We start from the raw sequence: 20,757 nt of genomic DNA, 5'->3' as shown, positions 1-20,757 counted from the left end.
CGGCACTCTATCCCGCGACGGCGGCTACGCTCTGGACCATGACGGACGGCGGAACCCGGGCGGATCGACGACGTGGACGGCAGCGGGACGCACACGGTCCGGCGGGACGCGGGCTGCCGCCCGGCGACGTCGAGACGGTCGCGAAGTACCTCAAGGAGCGCGTCTACGCGACCTTCACCGGCCTCGCGATCGTCCTCGTGCTGGCGGCGAACGTGGAGCACCACGACGCGTCGGATGCGCTCTTCTCGCTCGTCATCGGCGTGGTCGGCATCACCCTCGCCGGCCTGGTCGCCGAGATGATCGCGCACCTCGCCGCCCACGGTGCGTTCCCCGACGAGCGCGGGTGGCACTCCATGCTCCGGATCGCGTGGGGCTCGCTCCTCACCGTCGCGACCCCCACCATCCTGCTCGTGCTCGCCGTGTTCGACGTCATGGAACTCGAGACCTCCCTCCGCGTGTCCGCGATCGTCTACCTCGTCACCCTCGGGCTCAGCGGGTGGGTCGCCGTCCGGCGCGCGCGGCTGTCCGTCTGGCAGCAGCTCATCGCGCTCGCGGCCCTCGTGCTCCTGGGTGTCCTCGTCATCGGCGTGCAGGTCCTGGCTCACGGCTGAATCGCGGACACGAGCTCGGACCCTGACGGAAATGCCGGAGCGGTCGGCGACGTTGAGGAGCACGTGAGCACTCCGGAGACCGTCGACGTCGTCGTGATCGGCGCGGGTCAAGCCGGGCTGTCGGCCGCGTACCACCTGCATCGCCGCGGATTCGTCCCGCTGGGCGCCACCGAGGGCCCGACCGCGGCACGCACCTTCGTCGTCCTCGACGCGAACGACGCCCCGGGTGGCGCCTGGCAGCACCGATGGCGGTCGCTCACCATGTCGACCGTCAACGGGATCTACGACCTGCCCGGCATGCCGAAGCCCGAGCTCGATCCAGCCTCGCCGAGCGTGGACGTCATCCCGCCGTACTTCGCGGCGTTCGAGCAGCGTTTCGCCCTCGCGGTCCGCCGCCCGGTGCAGGTCCGCGCCGTCCGCCGCGAGGACGACGACCCGCACGGGCGGCTCCTCGTCGAGACCGCGGCGAGCGCCGACTCCTCGGGCGCCGACTCCCCCGCCGCCGTGTTCCGGGCACGGGCGGTCGTGAACGCGACGGGCACCTGGACGAAACCGTTCTGGCCCGCGTACCCGGGACGGGAACGCTTCGCCGGACGCCAGCTGCACGTTGCCGACTACGTCTCCGCTGACGAGTTCCGCGGCCAACGCGTCGTCGTCGTCGGTGCCGGCATCTCGGCCATCCAGCTGCTCGAGGAGATCTCGCGGGTGGCGGAGACGGTGTGGATGACGCGACGCGAACCGGAGTGGGTGGAGGACGACTTCGACACCGCCGCCCGGGTGGAGGCGATCAAGGGCGTCGAAGAACGCGTGCGCCAGGGCCTCCCGCCGGGCAGCGTGATCTCCGTGACGGGGATGCACTGGACACCGTGGGCGCGGGCGGCCGAGGCGCGCGGCGTCCTGGTGCGTCAGCCGATGTTCCGCCGCATCGAGGAGCACGGGGTCGTCCTCGCCGACGGTTCGTTCCTCCCGGTCGACGCCATCCTCTGGGCCACCGGCTTCCGGGCCGCGCTCGACCACCTCGCGCCGCTCGGCATCCGGCTGCCCGGGGGCGGTATCCGGATCGACGGCACCAGGGCAGCCGACGAGCCGCGGGTGCACCTGATCGGGTACGGCCCCTCAGCGTCGACGGTCGGCGCGAACCGGGCCGGGCGGGCGGCGGTCATGGCGATCCTCGCCGACCTCGACGCCGCCGTCCCGGTCCCACAGCACTGACCCCGTCACTGCACCGGCACGGGGATCGGCACGGCGGGAGCCCGCTCGGAGCGCACGAAGCCGATCCCGAGGAGGATGCACACCCCGCCGAGGAGCTGCGCAAGTGACAGCTGCTCCCCCAGGAGGATCCAGGCGAACCCGGTCGCCGCGACCACCTCGAGGAGGCCCGCGAAGGAGGCGAGTCGGGAGCCGAGCATCTGACTCGCGGTGATGCTCGACGCGTAGGCGACGGCCGTCGACACCACCCCGACGAACAGGAGCGGCACCCACCACACGACGTCGGTGCCGAGCACCGTGACGTCGGCGTCGGAGGTCGTGAAGGGCACGCCGACGAGCCCCGCGAGCCACAGACTGAGCGCCCCGATGAGCAGGCCGATGGCAGCGAACGCCACCGGAGGCAGCCCCTTCGCCGGCCGCGCCGAGATGACGTAGTACGCAGCGCAGCCCACCATCGCGAGGATGGCGAACAGCAGGCCGACCGGGTCGAGCGTCGAGCCACCGCTCGGAGCGACGACGAGTACGAGCCCGACGAGCGACACGACGGAGCCGACGAGCACGACCGTCGCGGGACGACGTCGGGTCAGCACCCAGGCGACGGCGACGAGCAGCAGCGGTGCCATGTACTCGACGAGGATCGCGGTCCCGACGGCGATGGTCTGCAGCGCCGCGAAGTAGACGAGCTGCGTCGCCGCCACCCCGATAAGTCCCATGCCGAGGAGTCGCCAGCGGCCACGCCAGACCGCGTCCCAGCGACCACGGAGCGCGATGAGGGCGAACGGGGCGAGTACCAGGCCGCCGATCAGGGCGCGGACGGTGACCGCCGCAGCGGGGCTCCACCCCGACGCGAGCACCGGTTTGATGAACGCGCCGGAGGTGCCGAACGCGACCGCGGCGAGCACAGCGACGAGCAGACCGACCGTGGTCGAGGACGTGTGCTTCATGGGGGTCTCCAGCTGCCGCGAGTGGGGCCGGCGGAAGAGGTGGACGCCCGGCTGAGATGAAGCTACTCTCGGAGAGAGTAAGGAGTCAACTTGCATTTTGCCCCTGACACCGAGGATGCGCTGCTCTTCGCCGCGCTGCTCGTGAACACCCGCGCATCGGCGTCCCGGAGCGGCGGCGACGAACTCGCGACACCGCCGCAACTCGTGGAGCTCCTGCGCGTCAGTCGGTACTCGGGTCGGGTCGACGGCGATGAGCCCGAGCGGGCTGCGGTGGCCCAGCTGCGGGAGCGGATCCACGCGCTCTGGGCTTCCGACGCGGACGCCCCGGACACCCGCGACCGCGCCGTCGCCGAGATCAACACGATGCTCCGCGAGTCCGCCGCACTCCCCCAACTGCGCCGCCACGACGGCTTCGACTGGCACCTCCACGCCACCGAGTTCGACGCGCCGCTCGTCGATCGCGTCCAGACCGAGATCGCCATGGCACTCGTCGACGTCGTCCGGTCCGACGCCTGGGACCGCCTGCGGCTCTGCGCCGCCGACGACTGCGACGGCCTGCTCGTCGACCTGTCCCGCAACGGTTCGAAACGCTACTGCTCCGTCCGCTGCAGCAACCGCGTCAACACGATCGCGTTCCGCGCGAGAGCGCAGTAGTGGGCGTCACCAGACCCGGATGACGACCATTACTGCGATCTCGTCACATCCCAGAGATGGTGCACCGGGTCGTGGATGAAGTAGCGGCCGAGGGTCTCGGTCGTGAAGCGCGCGCCGTCGCTCCGTCGACCCGTCCGCGTGAGCGCTTCGTCCGGCACCCGCTCGAACGCTGCGGCGAGCACCGTCGCGGCCTCCACCAGCTCCGCCGACACCCGCTTCGGGTCCTGCTCGCCGTAGCGCTCCTCGAGAGCCGTCGCATCCTGGTCCCAGTTCTCGAACGCGGGATCGTCCTCGTCGAGGACGAGCCGCAGCCGGACGTCGAAGATGCGGAACACGTCACGCACATGGGCCGCGTACTCGAGCGGCGACCAGGTCTGCGGGTCGGGCCGCTCCCGGACATCGGCGCGCTCCAGCACCGCCGGCCACGCGGCGGCGTTCGCCAGGATCAACCCGGGGAGTTCCCGGAACCCGAACCGCGACGTGTCCATCCCACACTCGGGACAGGCGCGCTCGAGGACCCAGGTCCAGTTCTTCGTATCCGGGACGATGGTGTCGTCGTCGGGGGTGTTCGTCGTCATGGGTTCACTCTAGGAAGCGGCATGGCCCAGCGCCCTCGCGAAAGCGTCATCGTGCCGCGATCCGCCGCCACCGTCCGCTGGCGGCGCCGTGCCGATGCCTCCGTTACCCGGCGGGGGCGACCGGCGGGGCGCAGACCATCGCCGAGGCGGCGAGCTGCTCCGCCATCTGCTGCTCGGACCACGGGAGTGCGATCTCGGGGGCCTTCTGCCCGCTCGCCGGTGCCGCCTTCGCACCGATCGACGCGAGCTGCATCGCGAGCGTCTGCGCGAAGCCCGCACCGAGCGTCGAGTTGTTGAGCATGACGACGACCGTCAAGCCGGAGGTCGGGTCGGAGAAGGCCGCCGAGAGCGACCCGGGGATCGACCCGGCCTGCCCCCGGAGCGGACCGATCTGCAACCCACCCACGCCGAAGCTCTTCCAGGTCGGCTCAGCCTCACCCAGCGAGACAGGGTCCTTCCACTGCTTCTTGTACGTGCTGTCGTTCAGCAGCGAGCCGGACGCGAAGGACTGGGTGAACTTCCGCAGATCGTCGACCGAGGAGACGACGCCACCGGCGGTCCACACCATCGAGGTCGACAGCTCGGTCTCGTCCGTCGGTGCGTCGCACTGGTAGGTGCCGTCCGCGACCCGCGGCGTCAGGTACCCCTTGGGGTGCGACCCCGGCAGCTCGACGGTGGAGGCGTCGGGGAAGCTGGACTTCGACATGCCGAGCGGCGAGAACACGTAGTGGTCGTACAGGGACTGCCACGACTGACCGGTCAGCTCCTCGAGCGCCATGCCGAGCAGGATGTACCCGGTGTCGCTCGAGCCGAAGAGCGCCCCCGGAGCCGTCCGCGTACCGCTCGCGAGGCCGTTCGCGAGGATCTCGGCCATCGACCAGTTGCGGGTCGGGTTGGTGACGAACTGGGCGTTGAGCGCAGGCGTGTAGGTGCCGAGCCCCGACGTGCCGTTGCACAGCTGCTGGTAGGTGATGCCCTCGATGCCCTGGACCTGCGGGAGGGTCTTGTGGACCTGGTCGGTGAGCTTGATCTTGCCCTCGTCGACGAGCTCGAGGAGCACGGTGCAGGTCATCGGGCGTGTGGTGTCGCCGATGCGGTAGACCATGGACGGATCCATCTTGGTCTTGCCACCCGGCTCGGTCGTGCCGACGCCGGCCGTGTAACTCCCGGCCCACGGCGCCCAGACGCCGACGATGGCTCCGGAGGATCCGGACTGGGTGACGGCGGCCTCGACCGCTGCTGTGATGGCGTCGGTCGTGTCGCCGGCGAGCGTGCCGCTGACCTGGTCGGGGAAGTCGGTGTCGGACACCGAGGGGCCCGAGCAGCCGACGAGCACCGTCGCGAGGGTCGCCGCGGTAAGGAGTGCGGCGAGACGCCGTCGCCTCGGAGCTGTTGCAGTCAAGTCATCCCCCTGATGAGCGGTCTGCGGAGCTGCAGACTGTTCCCGATTGTAACCGGGCGCGGCTGGGAGCTGCGGTCGCACGCCGCGCGCCGGTCACTCGGGCGGCGGGCCTGGTGCCGGGCCCGGTGATGGTGTTCCCTGGAGAGGTGACCTCGAACGCCTTCCCGCAGACCACCGTCGACGCCGTCCTGGCGCACATGAACGGCGACCATCCCGACGACAACCTGCTCATCGTGCGCGCTTTCCTGGAACCGGCGGCCGAGACCGCCACCATGATCGCGCTGGACGGGACGGGCGGCGAGTGGACCTGGACGGTCGACGGCACCGCCGCGGGTGGGCGGGTGCCCTGGCCCGCCGGCACGATCACCGAGCGCGGCGAGATCCGACGCGAGGTCGTCGCCCTCTACGACGCCGCATGCGCCCGTCTGGGTGTGGAGCCACGCCCGCACGACTGAGCGACGGCCGCCCCTCGGCCGTCGACCGCGGATGACCGCCTCAGGTGACCAAACCGTCGACGCCCGCACCTCCGAACTCCTCAACGCCCCGAGACGACTCGCGGCACGAAGGATCAGGAGGCATTCCCATGCGTCATTCACCCAACCGGCTCCTCGCCGCCGTCTTCGGCGCGGTCTACGTCGTCGTCGGACTCCTCGGCGGGATCGTCGCCGGCGGCCTGCCCGTCCTCACCACCGAGGGCGGCCTCCTGCTCGGGATCTTCGAGGTCAATCCGCTGCACAACATCGCGCACGTCCTCATCGGCGCGGCCCTGCTCATCGCCGGGCTCTCGAACGTCGTCGCGGCCAAGACCGTCAACACGGTGGTCGGCGGGTTCTACCTCCTGCTCGGTGTCGTCGGCTTCTTCATCGTGGGTTCCGCGCTGAACATCCTCGCGCTCAACACGGCCGACCACTTCCTCCACCTCGCGAGCGCCGTGGTGCTGCTCGGTGCCGGACTGGCTGCGGACAAGCGCACGCACCGGGTGGCGACGGCCTGACATGTCGGTCTCCGTCGGACGTCAGGACGCCCGGGCGGGCGCCGGCACAGCGGTCCGCTCCGGGACGACGTCGATCTCGAACAGCCTGCTCGCGATGTGCGCACTCGGTGCCGGTCTCGTGCTGATCGCGACCGGTGCCGGGTCCTCCCCCGTGGGCGCGATCCCGCTCGTCACCCTGGGCGTCGCCGCACTGCTGTGGTCCGTCGTGGTCCTCGTCCGAGACCGGGTGCCGGGCCTCCGAGCGTCCTTCGCCGGCGCGGTGGGCACGGTCGTCGTCTGGGTGGCGCTGTACGGACTCGCCTCCCTCGGCGTCACGACCGTGCCCCCGTTCCTGCCGACCCTGTCATCCACGGTCCTGCTGCTCGTCGTCGCCGGGGTGCTCGCACGGCGACTCCGGCGGGTCACCCTCGCATCGACGGCGCCGGACGAACTCGAGCTCGACGCCCTGGTGACGCGTGCGAACCGTCGGCCACATCGCGAGCCGAGCACGGGACGGTACGTGCTCACCCTGCTCGCCGGGGCAGCGGTCGTGGCGGCGCTCACGACACCGGCGCTGGCGCAGACCAACGCAGGGGCGTTCGCGGTCCCGCACGGTTCCCTGCACAGCAGCCACTGATTCCCTCCACAGCGACAGATCCACCCTCCCGTTCTCGAGCCCGGCCCGTTACACTTAGGCAACCCTTACCGAGCCAGCCGACGCGGAGTCCGACATGAGCACTGTGATCCCCTTCTCCCAGGCCCTGCGCGAGCGCACGTCCTCCGGCCATGCCTCCAGCGAGGGGGCGGACTTCATGAGCGACCTCATGACCGGGAAGGGCTCGAAGGAGGACTACATCGCCCTCGTCGCGCAGCACTTCTTCATCTACGAGGCTCTGGAGGCCGCAGCCGACCGCATGCGTGCCGATGCCGTCGCCGCTCCGTTCATCAGCGACAAGCTGACGCGTCTCCCCGCCATCGTGCAGGACCTCGAGTTCCTCATCGGTCCGGACTGGCGCGAACAGATCACCCCGCTCCCCACCACCGCCCGGTACGTGGCACGGATCAACGAGGTCGGCGCCGTCTGGCCCGGCGGCTTCGTCGCGCACCACTACACCCGGTACCTCGGCGACCTCTCGGGCGGGCAGATCATCCGCACGCTCATGCAGCGCCAGTTCGGCTTCGACACCAACGGCGTCGGCTTCTACCTCTTCGGCGATATCGCGAAACCGCGCGAGTTCAAGGACACCTACCGCGAGCAGCTCGACGCCGTCCCGTGGGACGACGAGGAGCAGGCCCGCGTGATCGACGAGGTCATGGTGGCGTACCGCTTCAACACCGACCTCTTCCGCGACCTCGCGACCGCGAAGGCCGCAGCGACCGCCGTCGCCTGACCCGTCCGTCCATTCGCCCATTCTCGGGCGAATGGGTGTTCATTCGCCCATTCTTGGGCGAACGAACTGCGGGCGGCGAAGCACCCCTCCCGCCGCTCGCAGGCCCGGCGTAGCATCTCGGGCATGGACCTCATCCTCGTACCCGGTTTCTGGCTCGACGCATCCTCCTGGAGCGAGGTCACACCCCCGCTCGAAGCGGCAGGCCATCGGGTCCGACCGCTCACCCTCCCCGGCCTCGAGAGCGTCACTGCCGACCGCGCCGGCATCGGCCTGCGCGACCACGTCGACGCCGTGGTCGCCGAGATCGACGCCGGCGCCGAGCCCGTCGTGCTCGTCGGGCATTCCGGCGGCGGCGCCATCATCTCCGCTGCGATCGACGCCCGCCCTGACCGCGTCGTCCGCGCCGTGTACGTCGACTCGGGCCCACTCGCCGACGGCGCGTGCATCAACGAGGAACTCCCCTCGTCGGGCTCCGAGATCCCGTTGCCCGACTGGACGGTGTTCGACGCGGAGGACCTCGTCGACTTGGACGAGGAGCTCCGTGAGCAGTTCCGGGCCAGAGCCGTCCCGCAACCGAAGGGCGTCGCCGTCGACCGACAGCAGCTCTCCGACGACGACCGTCGTCTGTCCGTCCCGGCGACCGTGGTCGCGTGCGAATTCTCCTCGGAGATGCTGCGCGGCCTGATGGAACAGGGCCACCCGTACGTCGCGGAACTGGCACGGCTTCAGGACGTCGAGTTCGTCGACCTCCCGACGGGCCACTGGCCGCAGTTCACCAAGCCGGCCGAACTCGGCGCGATCCTGCTCCGGGCCGTCGACCGCACCTGAGGTCACGCCACCCGGCCGCTGATTCAGCGCGGCACGGGCCGCGGAAGTCCGATCAGGACATGGCGAGCGAGAGCGCCAGCACGCCGAACATGGCGACGAAGACCAGTGCGAGGACGGCGTACATCGCGATCTGCACGCCTCGTCCCTTGATGACCGCCTGACCCCTCGGTGCGAGCGAGCCTGAGACCCACTGCTGCGCCGGCGCGATGTAGTCCAGCGTCGGCGCCTCGCCGGGCTGCAGCAGGTAGTCGGCACGGCCGAACTCCCACAGCCACGCCATCGAGCACGAGACCTGCACGGGCCGGTCGGCCGGAACCGTGAACTGCGACGGTCCCCAGGTCGGGCGGTGCTCGAAGCCGTCAATGCGCACGACGAGTGGGATGAACCCCCAGTATCCGGCGAACGGCGGCTTGCTGGCGTTCAGCTCGAGCGTGCGCCAGGCGGTGATCGGACCGGGCTGCGGCCACTGAGCTTGTCCATAGGTCATGAGCGATAATCGTAGTTCTTCGGGTGCAGTCCCGCTCGCACAAACTCTGCCGATCCCTGAGCCCAACCCCGGTCCCTGAGCCCGAACCCGGTCCCTGAGCCCAAACACGGTCCCTGAGCCCAAACACGGTCCCTGAGCCTGTCGAAGGGCAGGTGCGACCGTTGCGACGCCGCCCTTCGACAGGCTCAGGGACCGGACGGCTTCGGCCGAGACCGGAGACGTCACTGCCCCGACATGAACCGCTTCACGTCGGTGTCGACGATGATGTCGCTCGGGCGCAGCGGCCGGGAGAGGTAGAGACCGTCGAGCGTCGAGATGCGGCTGAGTGCGACGTAGCTCTGCCCCGGGCTGAACGCGCGGCTGCCGAGGTCGACGATCGCGCGGTCGTAGGTCTTGCCCTGCGACTTGTGGATGGTGACCGCCCACGCGAGCCGCAGCGGGAACTGCGTGAACTCGGCCACGATGTCGCGCTTCAGCTGCTTCGTCACCGAGGAGTAGGAGTACTTGTACTTCTCCCACGTCGCCGGCTCGACCTCGAACTGCTCGCCGTCGACCTCGACCCAGACGGTGGAGTCGATCTTCACCACGGTCCCGAGCGTGCCGTTCACCCAGCGACGCTCGCTGTCGTTGCGGAGGAACATGACCTGCGCACCGACCTTGAGGTCGAGCGCCTCGTCGGCGGGGAACGCCCGACCGCCGAAGTCGCCCGAGACCTCCGCGTTGGCGGTGAGCGGCTTGCCGTCGAGCTTGGCGAGCGCCGCCTTGTTGATGCGGTCGACGGTGTCGTTGCGGCTCGCGAGGGTGATGACGCCGTCTTCGGGAGGAGTCCTGGCGCCCATGCCGTTCAGCCGGCCGGCCATCTCGGCGGTGACCTGGCCATGCCGGACGCCGTTGAGGAGGTACTTGAACTCGGCCTCGTGCTGGCGGTGGATCTCCGTGAGCTCGACGAGCTGCAGCGGCGTCTCGGACCACACCTTGGCGTCGAAGAACCAGAACGAGCGGTAGGTGTCGGCGATGTACGCCCGTTCCTCGAGACTGCCGGGCACCGGAGCGAGCTGGTACGGGTCGCCGAAGAGCACGATCTGCACGCCGCCGAACGGCTCGCGCGGCCGCTGCCGGGCCTGCCGGAGACTCCGGTCCATGGCGTCCATGAGGTCGGCGCTCACCATGGAGACCTCATCGACGACGAGGGTGTCGATGGAGTTGAGCAGCTTGCGGGTCTGATCGTTCTGGTCGATCGTGTGATCGGCGATGAGCCCGATCGGCAGGCGGAACAACGAGTGGATCGTCTGGCCGCCGACGTTCAGCGCGGCGACACCCGTCGGGGCGCAGATGGCCAGCTGCTTCGAGGTGTTCCAGGCGAGGTGGTTGAGGAGCGTCGACTTCCCGGTGCCCGCTCGACCCGTCACGAACAGGTGCTCGCGGGTGCTCTCGATGCGGTCGAAGACGGCTTGCTGCTCGGCGGAGAGGGCTACGCTCATGATGCTTCGGTTCCCTCCCGTTTTCGCCCTCCAATCCTACGCGAGGTGCCCGCCTAGGATGTCAGGATGAGCCATGTCGCGACACGTGGGGAGCTGCGACGCCCGGGAACGGTGCGCGGTGCGCTCGTCCGCGCCGTCGTGCTGTGGCTCTGCATCGCGGCGCTGCTCGTCGCGGCCATCGTCTCCGCCTGGTCGGCCGTCGCCCGCGACGTCTACGGCGCCGGTTCCTTCGCGCGCGGCTACCTGGACGCCCTCGCAGACGACGACGCCGCGACCGCGCTCGCGTTGCCCGGAGTCGCCCTGAGCTCCACCGAACTCGCCGACGCGGGCCTGCCCGCCGAGAGCTCGGACGCCCTGCTCCGGAGCGAGGCGCTCGGCACGATCGAGGACGTGCGCCTCGTCTCCGACGTCACGACGGGCTCGGGCGCCCACGAGGTCACCTTCTCGTACCGACTCGCTGGGCAGCCGCACAGCACGGTGTTCTCGATCACGAGCGGCGAGCGCACCTTCGGGCTGTTCCCGTCGTGGCGCTTCGAGACGAGCCCGTTGAGCGTCGTCCAGCTGACGGTCGCGCACACGACCGGGTTCCGGGCGAACGGTTTCGAGCTCGACACCCGCCGCGTCGCGGAGGGGACCGAGGGGGCCTTCACCTCCACCATCCCGCTCCTCACCTTCACGCCGGGCAGCGTCGACTTCGACGTCGACACCACCTACCTGGCGGCGTCGGTGGAGACGGCGACGACGACCGAGGTCGCGAGCGTCGTCGATGCCGAGGTGACCGCGAGTGCCACCTCGGACTTCGTCGGGGAGGTCCAGACGCAGATCGACGGCTACCTCGACAACTGCGCCACGCAACAGGTCCTCCAGCCCACCGGGTGCCCGTTCGGCATGGTGATCCGCGATCGCGTGGACGACCTACCGGTGTGGTCCATCGCGGCCTACCCCGTGGTGGCGGTCCAGCCGGGCGACACCGGTTGGCAGATGCCGGCGACGGCCGGAGCCGCGCACCTCGTCGTCGACGTGAAGTCGCTGTTCGACGGCACGGTCTCGACCCTCGACGAGGACGTCCCGTTCACGCTGTCGGCGTTCGTGACGATCCGCGACGACGGCTCCCTCTACATCGACCTCCGCTGAAGCCCGCGAACTGTCACTTCGACACAGTCCGACACCCCTCACACTGTTCCGGAGTGACAGTTCGCGGGCTAGGAGCGGGTGTCGTTGGCCGCCATGCGCGCGAGACGCTCGTTGTACTCGTTGAGCTCCGCGTCGTTCGTGCGGTCCGCGTTACGATCGAGCCGCTTCTGATCCTTCGCGTCGCTCTTACTCCACGAGATCGCGACGGCGACGGCGAGCGCCAGGGTCGGGATCTCGCCGACGCTCCAGGCGATCCCGCCGCCCGTCTGCTGGTCGAGGAGCGGCGCCTGCCCCCACGTGCGTCCCATCGCCCCGAACCAGTCGGCGAGGAACAGCCCGGTCGAGGAGATGATCGCCAGCCCGAAGAACGCGTGGAACGCCATCGTCGCGAAGAGCAGCAGGAGCCGCATCGGGTACGGCAGGCGGTACGGGACCGGGTCGATGCCGATGAGCGACTGCACGAAGAGGTAGCCGGTGATGAGGAAGTGCACCACCATCCACTCGTGGCCGATGTGGTCCTCCATCGACCAGCGGAACAGCGGCGTGTAGTAGAACACCCAGAGTGATCCGGCGAAGAGCACCGCGGTGACGATCGGGTTCGAGATGATCCCCGCGAACTTCGAGTGCACGGCCAGGAGCACCCACTCCCGGCCCCCTCGGGAGTCGTCGGAGCGCTTCCGCACCGCGCGCGCGAGCAGCGTGACCGGCGCTCCGGGGACGAGGAGCACGGGGACGAGCATGGTGAGGCCCATGTGCCCGAGCATGTGCACGCTGAAGAGGTACGGCTGGTAGACGTTGATGCCGCCGCACGTGAGGTACAAGAGCACGAGCAGCCCGAGGACCCAGCTGACGGTGCGCAGGATCGGCCAGGAGTCGCCGCGGCGGTGCAGGCGGACGACGCCCGCGATGTAGAAGAAGATGCCGAACGCACAGGCCAGCAGCCACAGGAGGTCGATGTTCCACTCGGTGAAGTACCGCGCGAAGGTCAGTTCCGGCGGCAGTTCCTCCCCGGTGAGCAGCACCGCGGGCGTCGGCGCGGCCGGCACGGTCTGGTCGACCGGCGGGGCCGTCTTCGCGAGGGCTGCGGCGGCACCGGAGGCGATGCCCATGAACCCGAGCTCGAGGGCGACCAGCCACCAGAAGGTGCCGGTGCGGCCCGCGGGGGTGTCCGCACGTGCAGCGGCGGACCGCTCGATGCGACCGATCAGCACCCGACGCTGCAGCGCACCGAACAGGCCGAGCGCCAGCAGGGCGAAGACCTTGACGAGGACGAGGATGCCGTACGGGGTGCCCAGGCGGTCGAGCGAGCCGATGCGCAGCTCGGCGCTCACATACCCGGAGACCGCCACGACGACGAAGGACACGAGTGCCACGGTCGAGTACCGCATGAGCACGGGGGCGAGCCGGCCGTCTTCGAGGGTCTTGCGGATGAAGACGAGCGTGAGCAGACCGCCGAGCCAGATGGCGGCGAACACGAGGTGCAGGCCGAGCGCGGTGACGGCGGCGTTGTGCCCGCTCGCCTCGGCGGAGTGACCCTGCTGGGCCATCGGCAGCAGCGACACGAGGGACAGCCCGAAGACGAACACAAGCACCGTGTGGTTGCGGACGGCGAAGCAGAGCACCGTGACGGCCGCGGCGATGAGCGTCGTCTGCAGCCAGGCCTGGCCCGACTCGATCCCGGTGAAGAAGAGGCTGAGCTTCGCACCGAACGCGTCGTCGAAGGTGAGCGGCACCTGCGTGACGTTCAGGAAGGTGAAGAAGCCCGTCACGCCGGACGCGACGGTGAAGACCGCGGCGCCGGCTGCGGCGACGTCGAGCGCCGCGCCGTACTCGCGCCGGTCCGGGCTGAGCGCCCAGCAGGCCATGAGCAACGCGCCGATGGTGACGGCCGCGCTCAGGTTGACGAGCAGTTGTGCGATCGGGAGTCCCCACCGCACGACGGCGCCGGGATCGCCCAGGAGTTGCGCATCCGCTCCGCCGCCGAAGGCCAGACCCGCGAGGAGGGTCGCCACGGCCACGAGGAGCAGGAGGGCAGGACCCGCGAGGCGGACGACACGATTCACGCTGCAAGCCTACGCGGCGCTGCTGGGAACCCCGACCGCAGCGGGCTCAGCCGAAACACCGGTCCCTCAGCCGAACCACCGGTCCCTGAGCCTGTCGAAGGGCGCCGGTCACGCCCGCACGAGCAGGGTCGAGGAGCCGTCTTCCAGCCGCCGCACCTCGATGCGTTCGCCGATGCGCTGCTTCATCTCCTCGACGTGGCTGACGACGCCGACGACGCGCCCGCCGGCCGAGAGCCGACCGAGCTCGGCCATCACGGTGTCGAGCGTCTCGGGGTCGAGGCTGCCGAACCCTTCGTCGACGAAGAGCGTGCCGAGCTCGACACCGCCGGCCTCGCCCGTCACGACGTCCGCCAGCCCGAGTGCGAGGCAGAGCGAGGCGTAGAACGTCTCGCCACCGGACAGCGACTTCGGATCGCGACGCCGGTCGGTCCGGTGATCGTGGACCGTGAGCGACAACCCGACGCGCTGGCTGCGGGAGGGTCCTTCCTTGACGTCGCTGCGGACGAGCTCGTAGCGCCCGCCTGACATCGACTCCAGGCGCGCGTTCGCCGCCGCCACGACATCCTCGAAGCGGCGCAGCAGGACGTAGGTGCCGAGGGTGACCTTCGTGCTGTTCTCGCTGCCCGTGGCCGACACCACGTCGGCGAGGCGGACGACGGCCGCGGCCTCGCGGACCGCGTCGGCGTTCTCGTCGGCCGCCTCGGCGAGCGCCGTGCAGGCGGCAGCCGCGTTGGTCGCTCGTCGTGCGGAGACGGCGGCCGCCGCGGTCGCGGTGCCTGCCGCCGCCTCGGCGTCGGCCAGTCGTCGGGCCGTCGCTTCGACGTCGGGGGCGGCGGTACCGGCGACACCGGCGATGGCCGGGCTCGCGAGTGCTTCCGCGTTCGCGGTCGTGTGACGCAGGTGGTCGGCCACCCGCGCCTCGGCGCTCGCTCGTTCGACCCCGTTCATGGCTGCGGCCTCTGCGGCCGCGCGGTCGGCGAACCCAGCCCGCTCGAGTGCCGCCTCCAGCTCGACCGCGCGCTCAGCGTCACGCAGGCGCCGGTCTGCGACGGTCGCTCGTGCCGCCGCGAGCAGCGACAGCGAGGAGAGCTCGGCCTCGAGCATCGCGTCGAGCTCGGCGAGTGAAGCCGCTCGACCGGCAAGGACACCGGCCACCTCGGCGCGGGCCTGCTCGTGGGCGCGCTGCGCGGCGGCGAGCCGCTCGGTCAGTGTCGCCCGGGCGGCGGTGCGTTCCGACACCGCGACCACGCCGGCCAGGTGCTCCTCCGCGAGGCGTCCGGTCTCCGCGACCTCGGCGTCCGCCTCCTCGGCGATGACCACGGCCTCCGCGTGCTGCCGCTCGGCCTCCGCAGCGGCCGCATCGACGGCCGCCCGCGCAGCGACCGGGTCGAACCCGGCAGTCGCCGTCGTCGAAGCGTCGGTGGAGCCGGCAGCGGCAACGTCGCCCGGGTCGTCGGCCAGCGCGAGGAACTGCTCGACGAGGCGACGGCGCTCCGCCCGGGCGATGTCCCGGGTGTTCTGCGCCGACTGCATCCTCGCCTCGGCATCGGCCCGAGCGACGGATGCCGCGTCGACCGCGTCCGCGTCGGGGTGGTCTCCGTCGAGCACCGCGGGCGCCGGATGGCTCAGCGAGCCGCAGACGCTGCACGGCTCGCCGTCCCGCAAGCCGGTGGCGAGTTCACCCGCCATGCCCTCGATCCTCCGGAGGCGCAGCGACGTCTCGACATCGATCGCCGCCTTCGCGGCCGTGGCGGCCTCGGTGACCTCATCGGCGAGCCCCGCGAGGCGTTCGTCGGCCGCGTCCACCCGATCCAGCACCGTGCGGCGTTCAGCCGCGCGCTCGACGGACCGGGCGGCCCTGGCCGACTCGGTGGCCGCACGCGAGGCGCGCTCCGGTGCCGAGCTGAGCGCTGCCCGGCGGGCGTCCCGTCGCGTCTGTTCCGCTGCGAGCTCGGCGAGCCGTTCGTCGACGGTCGCGAGCTCCTCGGCGAGTGCTGCGAGCGCGAGTTCCCGGTCGGCGTCGGCGGCTTCGAGGACGAGCACGGCCGCCATCGACGCCCGCTCGACGGTGAGGGATTCGCGGCGCGCGGTGACGGACGCGTCGTCGAGTGCGACGATCGCCTCGTCGGCCTGCTCCTCCATCGCGGCGAGCGACGCGATGGCGTCCTCGAGCGCCACCGATGCCGTGGCCGCTCCGGCGAGCGCGGACGCGACGGTGTCCGCCCGAGCCGCTGCCGCGATCCGTTCGGAGAGCCGCGCGACCGGTTCGTCGTCCACCGAGAGCAGCTCACGCTCGGTCAGCAGCTCCGCGCGACGTTCGATGGACGCGAGCAGCGTCTGGGCCGCGGCGTGTTCGGTGCGGACGCCCTCCAGGGCGACCCGCGCCTCGCCAGCGGTCGAGGCGTCGGCTGCGGCGTGGCGCTCGAGGACGGCGACGATGCGCGTGGCGTCACCGACGAGGTCTTCGGAATCGGGTTCGAGCGGGACCGCGAGGGTCGCGATGTCCGAATCGGGCTCGCCATCCGCGACGTCCGGGTGGAGGTCGGGCTCCGCAGCCGACGGATCACCGGCAGTCGCGGTATCGCCTGGCTCGGCATCGACTGTCGAGGCGGCGTCCATCCCGGCCGGGGTGTCCGTTCCCCTGCCCGCGACGAGTTCCCGTGCGTCGTCGAGTTCGGCCGCTCCCGCGAACCGGGAGATCGCGCGGCCCAGCGCCTCTCGTGCGCCTTCGATGTCTCGCTGGGCCTGCCGTCGCCGCTCGACGAGGTGCTTGGCGACCCGCTCGTAGTGCTCCGTCCCGAACAGGGACCGGAGCAGTTCGCTGCGCTCCTCACCGCCGGCGGCGAGGAACTTCGCGAACTCGCCCTGCGGGAGGACGATCGTCTGGACGAACTGCTCCCGGGAGAGACCGACGATCCGGCTGATCTCGGGACCGATCTCCTGCGCGCGGGTCGACAGGGTCTCTCCGGCCAGTGCGTCGGGGTCGGTCAGGCGGACGAGGGTGGCGCTCGCCTGCTGCGGAGTGAACCCGGCACCGCGCTGCTTCGGCCGCTGGTAGGCCGGTGTCCGCCGCACCCGGTACACGCCGGATCCGGTCTCGAACACGAGTTCCACGAACGGTTCCGTCCCGGGCTGCGCGTGGTGCGAGTGGAGGCGGTCCTTGCTGGCTCCGGTACCGGCGAGTTCGCCGTACAGCCCGAACACGATGGCGTCGATGATCGTGGACTTGCCGGCGCCGGTCGGTCCCTCCAGGAGGAACAGACCAGCCCGCCCGAGTTCGACGAAGTCGATGGTGTGCTCACCGGCGTACGGCCCGATGGCCTGCAGCGTAAGTCGGTGCAGTCGCATCAGGCGCTCACCTCCGTGGCGAGTGCGGCCTCGTTCGCCGCCGCGATGAGCTCTCGCTCCCGGGTCGTCGCCGGTGCACCCGTCGCGTACTCGATGAACTCGGCGGTGACCTCGACCGGGTCGGAGACCGCCGTGACAGCTGCGGCGCGCGCCTCCTCGGAGCGGTTCGCCGGCGCGTGCGACCAGACGAGCAGGTGCGGGAAGCGCCGGGTCAGCGTCGCGTACAGCTCCGGTGGACGCACGTCGTCGGTGACCGTGGCGCGCACCCAGGCGTCGACGGCGTCGTCTCCCGCGGGGCCCTGCAACTCTGCGAGGGTTCCGGTGACGTCGACGAGCCGACGCGGCACCGGCGCCGGCAGCAGCTCCAGGTGCACGGAGCCGTCGGCGGCGAGGTCGACCAGCACGCTCGACTTCACCTGGTTGCGTTCGGAGAAGGAGTAGGCGAGCGGCGACCCGGAGTACCGCATGCGGTCGACGCCCGACGCGGCCCCGACGCGCTGCGCACCGTGGAGATGGCCGAGCGCGACGTAGTCGAAGTCGTCGAACAGCTGGGCGGGCACCGCATCGACCCCGCCGATCCGGATGTCGCGTTCGCTGTCGCTCGCGAGACCGCCGATGACGAAGGCGTGCGCAGCCACGACCGATCGGACCGCTCCATGCTCGCGACGCTGCGCGAGATCGGCTCGGACGCTTGCGAGGGCTGCACCCATGACGGCGGCGTGCGACCGTGCGAGCGGCTGGTCGTCCGGGGCGAGCACCCCTCGCGCGGTGTCGGGGTCGAGGTAGGGCAGCGGGTAGAAGGCGACGGGCCCGTGCTCGTCGTCCACCAGTACCGGTTCGCCGACCCGAGCGAGGTCGGCTCTGATGTCGATCCCGTCGCGCAGCATGGCGGCACCGAAACCGAGCCGGATGGCCGAATCGTGGTTGCCCGGAGCGAGGACGACCCGGGTGCGGCCCGCCAGCCGCCCGAGCGACTCCGACAGCAGCGTCACCGCTTCGACCGGCGGGATGGCGCGGTCGTAGATGTCGCCGGCGACGAGGAGGACGTCGACCTCGTTGTCCACGACCGTCTGCTCGAGGTGCGCGAGGAAGTCGCGTTGGAAGGGGAGCAGGTCGACCCCGTGCAGCGAACGGCCGAGGTGCCAGTCCGAGGTGTGGAGGATCCGCATGACAGCAATGCTAGGCCGAGCCGCCGACACCTCGCCGCGCCCCGGACGGCACCCGGACGAACGACAGCAGGGCGTCGCTCTCGCGACGCCCTGCTGTGTGGTCTGGACCGACGGAGTGTCTCCGCGGTCCGAGTCCGTGCGGGCTCGCGCCCGCGACGACTTACTTGACGGAAGCCTTGAGCTTCGAGCCGGCGGTCACCTTGACGCGCTTGCCGGCCGGGATCTGGATCTCGGCGCCGGTCTGCGGGTTGCGGCCCGTGCGAGCGGCGGTGTCGGTCTGCTCGAAGGCGATCCAACCCGGGATCGAGACCTTGCCGCCCGTGGCGACGGTCTCAGCGACGGTGGTGAACAGCGCGTCGACAACGCTGCCGACGGTCGCCTGGCTCTGGCCGGTCGATGCGGCGATGGCGGCGACGAGTTCGGTCTTGTTCAAATTTGCCATTGTGAGGGTCCTCCTCGGACGTTGCTGCAACGTACAGCTGATGTGTTGGTAGCGAAGGTGTCGCTGATACGGCACCAACTGGTCGGTGTGACCGCCTCGAATGTAGCAGCAATCCGCGAGATTTCGCGGATTTCTCCGCTCTACGCGGACAATCGGGCCTGCGTGTCGGTCGTTTCCCAGCTGGGAGCCGTCGGTGCGAGCGCTCAGCGGACCCCGATGACGCTGCGCCCGGCAGCTCGCGACAGCAACCACGCCTCGATCGTCGGGAAGAGGGTCAGGACGGCGATCGCGAGGAACGCGAACTGATACGGCAGCAGCTGGCCGCCACCGACCCCGTCCTCGAGGGAGAATCCGGTCGTCAGCAGGATCGCCCCGACGGCGACACCGAAGCCGCTCGCGACCTGTTGCAGGGTCGAGTTGAGCGTGTTCGCCCGAGACATCGCAGCGGGTTCGACGTCGGCGAAGGTGATGGTGTTGTACGCCGTGAAGCCGATCGACCGGGCGACCCCGCTGACGAAGAGCAGCATCGCCGTCAGCACGATCGACGTGTCAGCGATGAGGAACGCCATCCCGACCATGCACAGGACCCCGATCAGGTTCGACGACACGAGCACCAGACGGAATCCGAACCGCCGCAACATCCAGGTCGTCGCCGGCTTGATCGCGAGGTTGCCAGCGAAGAGGAAGAGCACCATCGAACCCGCCTGCACCGGAGTCCAGCCGAAGGCGTCCTGGAACAGCAGCGGCAGGAGGAAGGGGACGGCACTGATCGTGAGCCGATAGACGCTGCCGCCGGCGTTGGCCAGACGGAAGGTCTCGATCCGCAGCGAGCGGAGGTCGACGAACGGGTGCGGCGCGCGGAACAGGTGTCGGATCGCGAGGGCGAGCAGAACGATGCCCGCTACGAGCGACCCGGCGAACCACCGTGCATCGAACCCGGCGCCGGACACTAGGGACGCCGCCACCAGGAGCGACGCGAGCCCGACGCAGGCGAGCGACAGGCCGAGCCAGTCGAGCGGAGGCACCTCGTCGGCGGCGAAGTCGGGGACGATGCGGAGCGCCACGATGAACGCGACGACACCGATCGGCACGTTGATGAGGAAGATCCAGTGCCAGGAGGCGTACTGGGTGATGACCCCACCGAGGAACGGCGCGATGATCGGGGCGGCGAGGGCGGGCCACGTCAGGAGGGCGATGGCCTGGATCAACCGCTCCTTGGGCGTCACCCGGAGCACGGCCAGTCGACCGACCGGCACCATCAACGCCCCGCCGACGCCCTGGAGCACCCGGAAGCCGACGAGCATCGGCAGGCTCGAGCTCAACGCACACAGCACAGAGGCGATCGTGAACACCGCGATCGCCAGCGCGAAGATGCGCTTGGCGCCGAACCGGTCCGTCAGCCAACCGCTGACGGGGATGAGGACGGCCACCGTGAGCAGGAATGCGGTGACGGCGAGCCCGACGGCGGTCGACGAGGTCCCGAGGTCGCGCGCGATGCTCGGTGCGGCGGTGGTGAGGATGGTCCCGTCGAGGTTCTCCATGAAGAAGCAGCCGGCGACCAGGAGGGCGATGGCTCGTTGCGTGCGGACGTCCAGCAGCGCCTCCTCGGTGGATGTGGGAATCGTTCGATCCTTGCAGCTGTCGCCGACAACACCGAAAGGGCCGCCCGCGATGCGGACGGCCCTTTCGGTGTTGCGATGCTGTGTCAGCGGAATGTGAGCTCCGACTGAGCGGGTGTTACCAGCTCGACTTGCGGACGCCGGGCAGTTCGCCCTTGTGCGCCATGTCGCGGAAGCGAACGCGGCTGATGCCGAACTTCGAGAGGTTGCCTCGCGGGCGACCGTCGATCGCGTCGCGGTTGCGGAGGCGAACCGGCGAAGCGTTGCGAGGGAGCTTCTGGAGGCCGAGGCGAGCTGCTTCACGCGACTCGTCGGTCCCGGCGGGGTCGACGAGGGCCTTCTTCAGCTCGGCGCGCTTCGTGGCGTAGCGGTCGACGATAACCTTGCGCTGCTCGTTACGGGCGATCTTGCTCTTCTTAGCCAT

20 protein-coding genes are annotated in these 20,757 nt (G+C 70.4%); 9 read left to right on the top strand and 11 right to left on the bottom strand.

Features of this window, described 5'->3' with window-relative positions:
• Positions 1-38 precede the first annotated feature (38 nt).
• Both ACZZZB_RS11355 and ACZZZB_RS11350 read left to right on the top strand, forming a co-directional pair.
• Positions 39-611, top strand: coding sequence for a hypothetical protein (locus ACZZZB_RS11355; protein WP_137244271.1), 573 nt, complete (start codon positions 39-41; stop codon positions 609-611).
• A 63-nt stretch (positions 612-674) separates the two neighbouring features.
• A complete protein-coding gene (locus tag ACZZZB_RS11350) occupies positions 675-1,823 on the top strand; it encodes an NAD(P)-binding domain-containing protein (RefSeq protein ID WP_463529707.1) in 1,149 nt (382 codons plus the stop codon).
• A 5-nt stretch (positions 1,824-1,828) separates the two neighbouring features.
• Here ACZZZB_RS11350 and ACZZZB_RS11345 read toward each other — a convergent pair whose 3' ends face one another.
• Entirely contained in the window at positions 1,829-2,764 is a 936-nt protein-coding gene (locus ACZZZB_RS11345; protein WP_463529706.1) for an EamA family transporter, read from the bottom strand.
• 90 nt (positions 2,765-2,854) lie between these two features.
• On the opposite strand from ACZZZB_RS11345, the gene ACZZZB_RS11340 reads away from it, so the two are divergent.
• Complete coding sequence (locus ACZZZB_RS11340; RefSeq protein WP_194605462.1) at positions 2,855-3,418, top strand: CGNR zinc finger domain-containing protein; 564 nt, start codon at positions 2,855-2,857, stop codon at positions 3,416-3,418.
• A gap of 29 nt (positions 3,419-3,447) precedes the next feature.
• Here the strand turns inward: ACZZZB_RS11340 and ACZZZB_RS11335 are convergent, their stop codons facing one another.
• Together ACZZZB_RS11335 and ACZZZB_RS11330 are read right to left on the bottom strand one after the other, a co-directional pair.
• A complete protein-coding gene (locus tag ACZZZB_RS11335; protein WP_202939817.1) occupies positions 3,448-3,996 on the bottom strand; it encodes a DinB family protein in 549 nt (182 codons plus the stop codon).
• A 103-nt stretch (positions 3,997-4,099) separates the two neighbouring features.
• Positions 4,100-5,398: a serine hydrolase domain-containing protein gene (locus ACZZZB_RS11330; protein ID WP_463529705.1), complete on the bottom strand. Its 1,299-nt coding sequence runs from the start codon at positions 5,396-5,398 to the stop codon at positions 4,100-4,102.
• A gap of 146 nt (positions 5,399-5,544) precedes the next feature.
• On the opposite strand from ACZZZB_RS11330, the gene ACZZZB_RS11325 reads away from it, so the two are divergent.
• The 5 genes from ACZZZB_RS11325 (at position 5,545) to ACZZZB_RS11305 (ending at position 8,590) form a co-directional block, all read left to right on the top strand.
• Entirely contained in the window at positions 5,545-5,853 is a 309-nt protein-coding gene (locus ACZZZB_RS11325; RefSeq protein ID WP_354002421.1) for a DUF2470 domain-containing protein, read from the top strand.
• A gap of 128 nt (positions 5,854-5,981) precedes the next feature.
• Entirely contained in the window at positions 5,982-6,392 is a 411-nt protein-coding gene (locus ACZZZB_RS11320; protein WP_085514340.1) for a DUF4383 domain-containing protein, read from the top strand.
• 1 nt (position 6,393) lies between these two features.
• On the top strand, positions 6,394-7,008 hold the full coding sequence (locus ACZZZB_RS11315) for a hypothetical protein (protein ID WP_463529704.1): 615 nt from the start codon (positions 6,394-6,396) through the stop codon (positions 7,006-7,008).
• 94 nt (positions 7,009-7,102) lie between these two features.
• On the top strand, positions 7,103-7,762 hold the full coding sequence (locus ACZZZB_RS11310; RefSeq protein WP_137244281.1) for a biliverdin-producing heme oxygenase: 660 nt from the start codon (positions 7,103-7,105) through the stop codon (positions 7,760-7,762).
• 123 nt (positions 7,763-7,885) lie between these two features.
• Complete coding sequence (locus ACZZZB_RS11305) at positions 7,886-8,590, top strand: alpha/beta fold hydrolase (RefSeq protein ID WP_463529703.1); 705 nt, start codon at positions 7,886-7,888, stop codon at positions 8,588-8,590.
• A 52-nt stretch (positions 8,591-8,642) separates the two neighbouring features.
• Here the strand turns inward: ACZZZB_RS11305 and ACZZZB_RS11300 are convergent, their stop codons facing one another.
• Together ACZZZB_RS11300 and ACZZZB_RS11295 are read right to left on the bottom strand one after the other, a co-directional pair.
• Positions 8,643-9,077 carry a hypothetical protein gene (locus tag ACZZZB_RS11300; protein ID WP_086475145.1) on the bottom strand — a complete coding sequence of 145 codons (435 nt, stop codon included), beginning with the start codon at positions 9,075-9,077 and terminating at the stop codon, positions 8,643-8,645.
• Between the two features lie 221 nt (positions 9,078-9,298).
• Entirely contained in the window at positions 9,299-10,558 is a 1,260-nt protein-coding gene (locus ACZZZB_RS11295; protein ID WP_079003639.1) for an ATP-dependent DNA helicase, read from the bottom strand.
• Between the two features lie 66 nt (positions 10,559-10,624).
• On the opposite strand from ACZZZB_RS11295, the gene ACZZZB_RS11290 reads away from it, so the two are divergent.
• A complete protein-coding gene (locus ACZZZB_RS11290) occupies positions 10,625-11,692 on the top strand; it encodes a hypothetical protein (protein ID WP_463529702.1) in 1,068 nt (355 codons plus the stop codon).
• A gap of 68 nt (positions 11,693-11,760) precedes the next feature.
• On the opposite strand, the gene ACZZZB_RS11285 is transcribed toward ACZZZB_RS11290, so the two are convergent.
• The 6 genes from ACZZZB_RS11285 to rpsN form a co-directional block, all read right to left on the bottom strand.
• Positions 11,761-13,755 carry a bifunctional copper resistance protein CopD/cytochrome c oxidase assembly protein gene (locus tag ACZZZB_RS11285; RefSeq protein WP_370582645.1) on the bottom strand — a complete coding sequence of 665 codons (1,995 nt, stop codon included), beginning with the start codon at positions 13,753-13,755 and terminating at the stop codon, positions 11,761-11,763.
• Positions 13,756-13,863: 108 nt separating this feature from the next.
• The gene (locus tag ACZZZB_RS11280) at positions 13,864-17,103 is read right to left on the bottom strand and encodes an AAA family ATPase (RefSeq protein WP_463529701.1); all 3,240 of its coding nucleotides are present in this window, start codon (positions 17,101-17,103) and stop codon (positions 13,864-13,866) included.
• On the bottom strand, positions 17,103-18,272 hold the full coding sequence (locus ACZZZB_RS11275) for an exonuclease SbcCD subunit D (RefSeq protein WP_463529700.1): 1,170 nt from the start codon (positions 18,270-18,272) through the stop codon (positions 17,103-17,105). Before ACZZZB_RS11275 ends, ACZZZB_RS11280 begins: the two co-directional genes overlap by 1 nt.
• A 160-nt stretch (positions 18,273-18,432) precedes the next feature.
• Positions 18,433-18,714, bottom strand: coding sequence for an HU family DNA-binding protein (locus ACZZZB_RS11270; protein ID WP_064294762.1), 282 nt, complete (start codon positions 18,712-18,714; stop codon positions 18,433-18,435).
• A 203-nt stretch (positions 18,715-18,917) separates the two neighbouring features.
• The gene (locus ACZZZB_RS11265; protein ID WP_463530558.1) at positions 18,918-20,336 is read right to left on the bottom strand and encodes a DHA2 family efflux MFS transporter permease subunit; all 1,419 of its coding nucleotides are present in this window, start codon (positions 20,334-20,336) and stop codon (positions 18,918-18,920) included.
• A 115-nt stretch (positions 20,337-20,451) separates the two neighbouring features.
• Entirely contained in the window at positions 20,452-20,757 is a 306-nt protein-coding gene (gene rpsN / locus ACZZZB_RS11260; protein WP_064294760.1) for a 30S ribosomal protein S14, read from the bottom strand.

It is taken from the genome of Plantibacter sp. AC185 (genome assembly GCF_979258065.1).
The sequence above is the reverse complement of the archived record's forward strand: the minus strand, read 5'-3'. Positions and strand labels throughout refer to the sequence as shown.

Bases quoted from the DNA above. Each gene is read 5' to 3' on its own strand.
- ACZZZB_RS11280 (WP_463529701.1), bottom strand. From the start codon at position 17,103: ATGCGACTGCACCGACTTACGCTGCAGGCCATCGGGCCGTACGCCGGT.
- ACZZZB_RS11305 (WP_463529703.1), top strand. From the start codon at position 7,886: ATGGACCTCATCCTCGTACCCGGTTTCTGGCTCGACGCATCCTCCTGG.
- rpsN (WP_064294760.1), bottom strand. From the start codon at position 20,757: ATGGCTAAGAAGAGCAAGATCGCCCGTAACGAGCAGCGCAAGGTTATC.
- ACZZZB_RS11320 (WP_085514340.1), top strand. From the start codon at position 5,982: ATGCGTCATTCACCCAACCGGCTCCTCGCCGCCGTCTTCGGCGCGGTC.
- ACZZZB_RS11335 (WP_202939817.1), bottom strand. From the start codon at position 3,996: ATGACGACGAACACCCCCGACGACGACACCATCGTCCCGGATACGAAG.
- ACZZZB_RS11275 (WP_463529700.1), bottom strand. From the start codon at position 18,272: ATGCGGATCCTCCACACCTCGGACTGGCACCTCGGCCGTTCGCTGCAC.
- ACZZZB_RS11295 (WP_079003639.1), bottom strand. From the start codon at position 10,558: ATGAGCGTAGCCCTCTCCGCCGAGCAGCAAGCCGTCTTCGACCGCATC.
- ACZZZB_RS11290 (WP_463529702.1), top strand. From the start codon at position 10,625: ATGAGCCATGTCGCGACACGTGGGGAGCTGCGACGCCCGGGAACGGTG.
- ACZZZB_RS11310 (WP_137244281.1), top strand. From the start codon at position 7,103: ATGAGCACTGTGATCCCCTTCTCCCAGGCCCTGCGCGAGCGCACGTCC.
- ACZZZB_RS11355 (WP_137244271.1), top strand. From the start codon at position 39: ATGACGGACGGCGGAACCCGGGCGGATCGACGACGTGGACGGCAGCGG.
- ACZZZB_RS11300 (WP_086475145.1), bottom strand. From the start codon at position 9,077: ATGACCTATGGACAAGCTCAGTGGCCGCAGCCCGGTCCGATCACCGCC.
- ACZZZB_RS11270 (WP_064294762.1), bottom strand. From the start codon at position 18,714: ATGGCAAATTTGAACAAGACCGAACTCGTCGCCGCCATCGCCGCATCG.
- ACZZZB_RS11345 (WP_463529706.1), bottom strand. From the start codon at position 2,764: ATGAAGCACACGTCCTCGACCACGGTCGGTCTGCTCGTCGCTGTGCTC.
- ACZZZB_RS11315 (WP_463529704.1), top strand. From the start codon at position 6,394: ATGTCGGTCTCCGTCGGACGTCAGGACGCCCGGGCGGGCGCCGGCACA.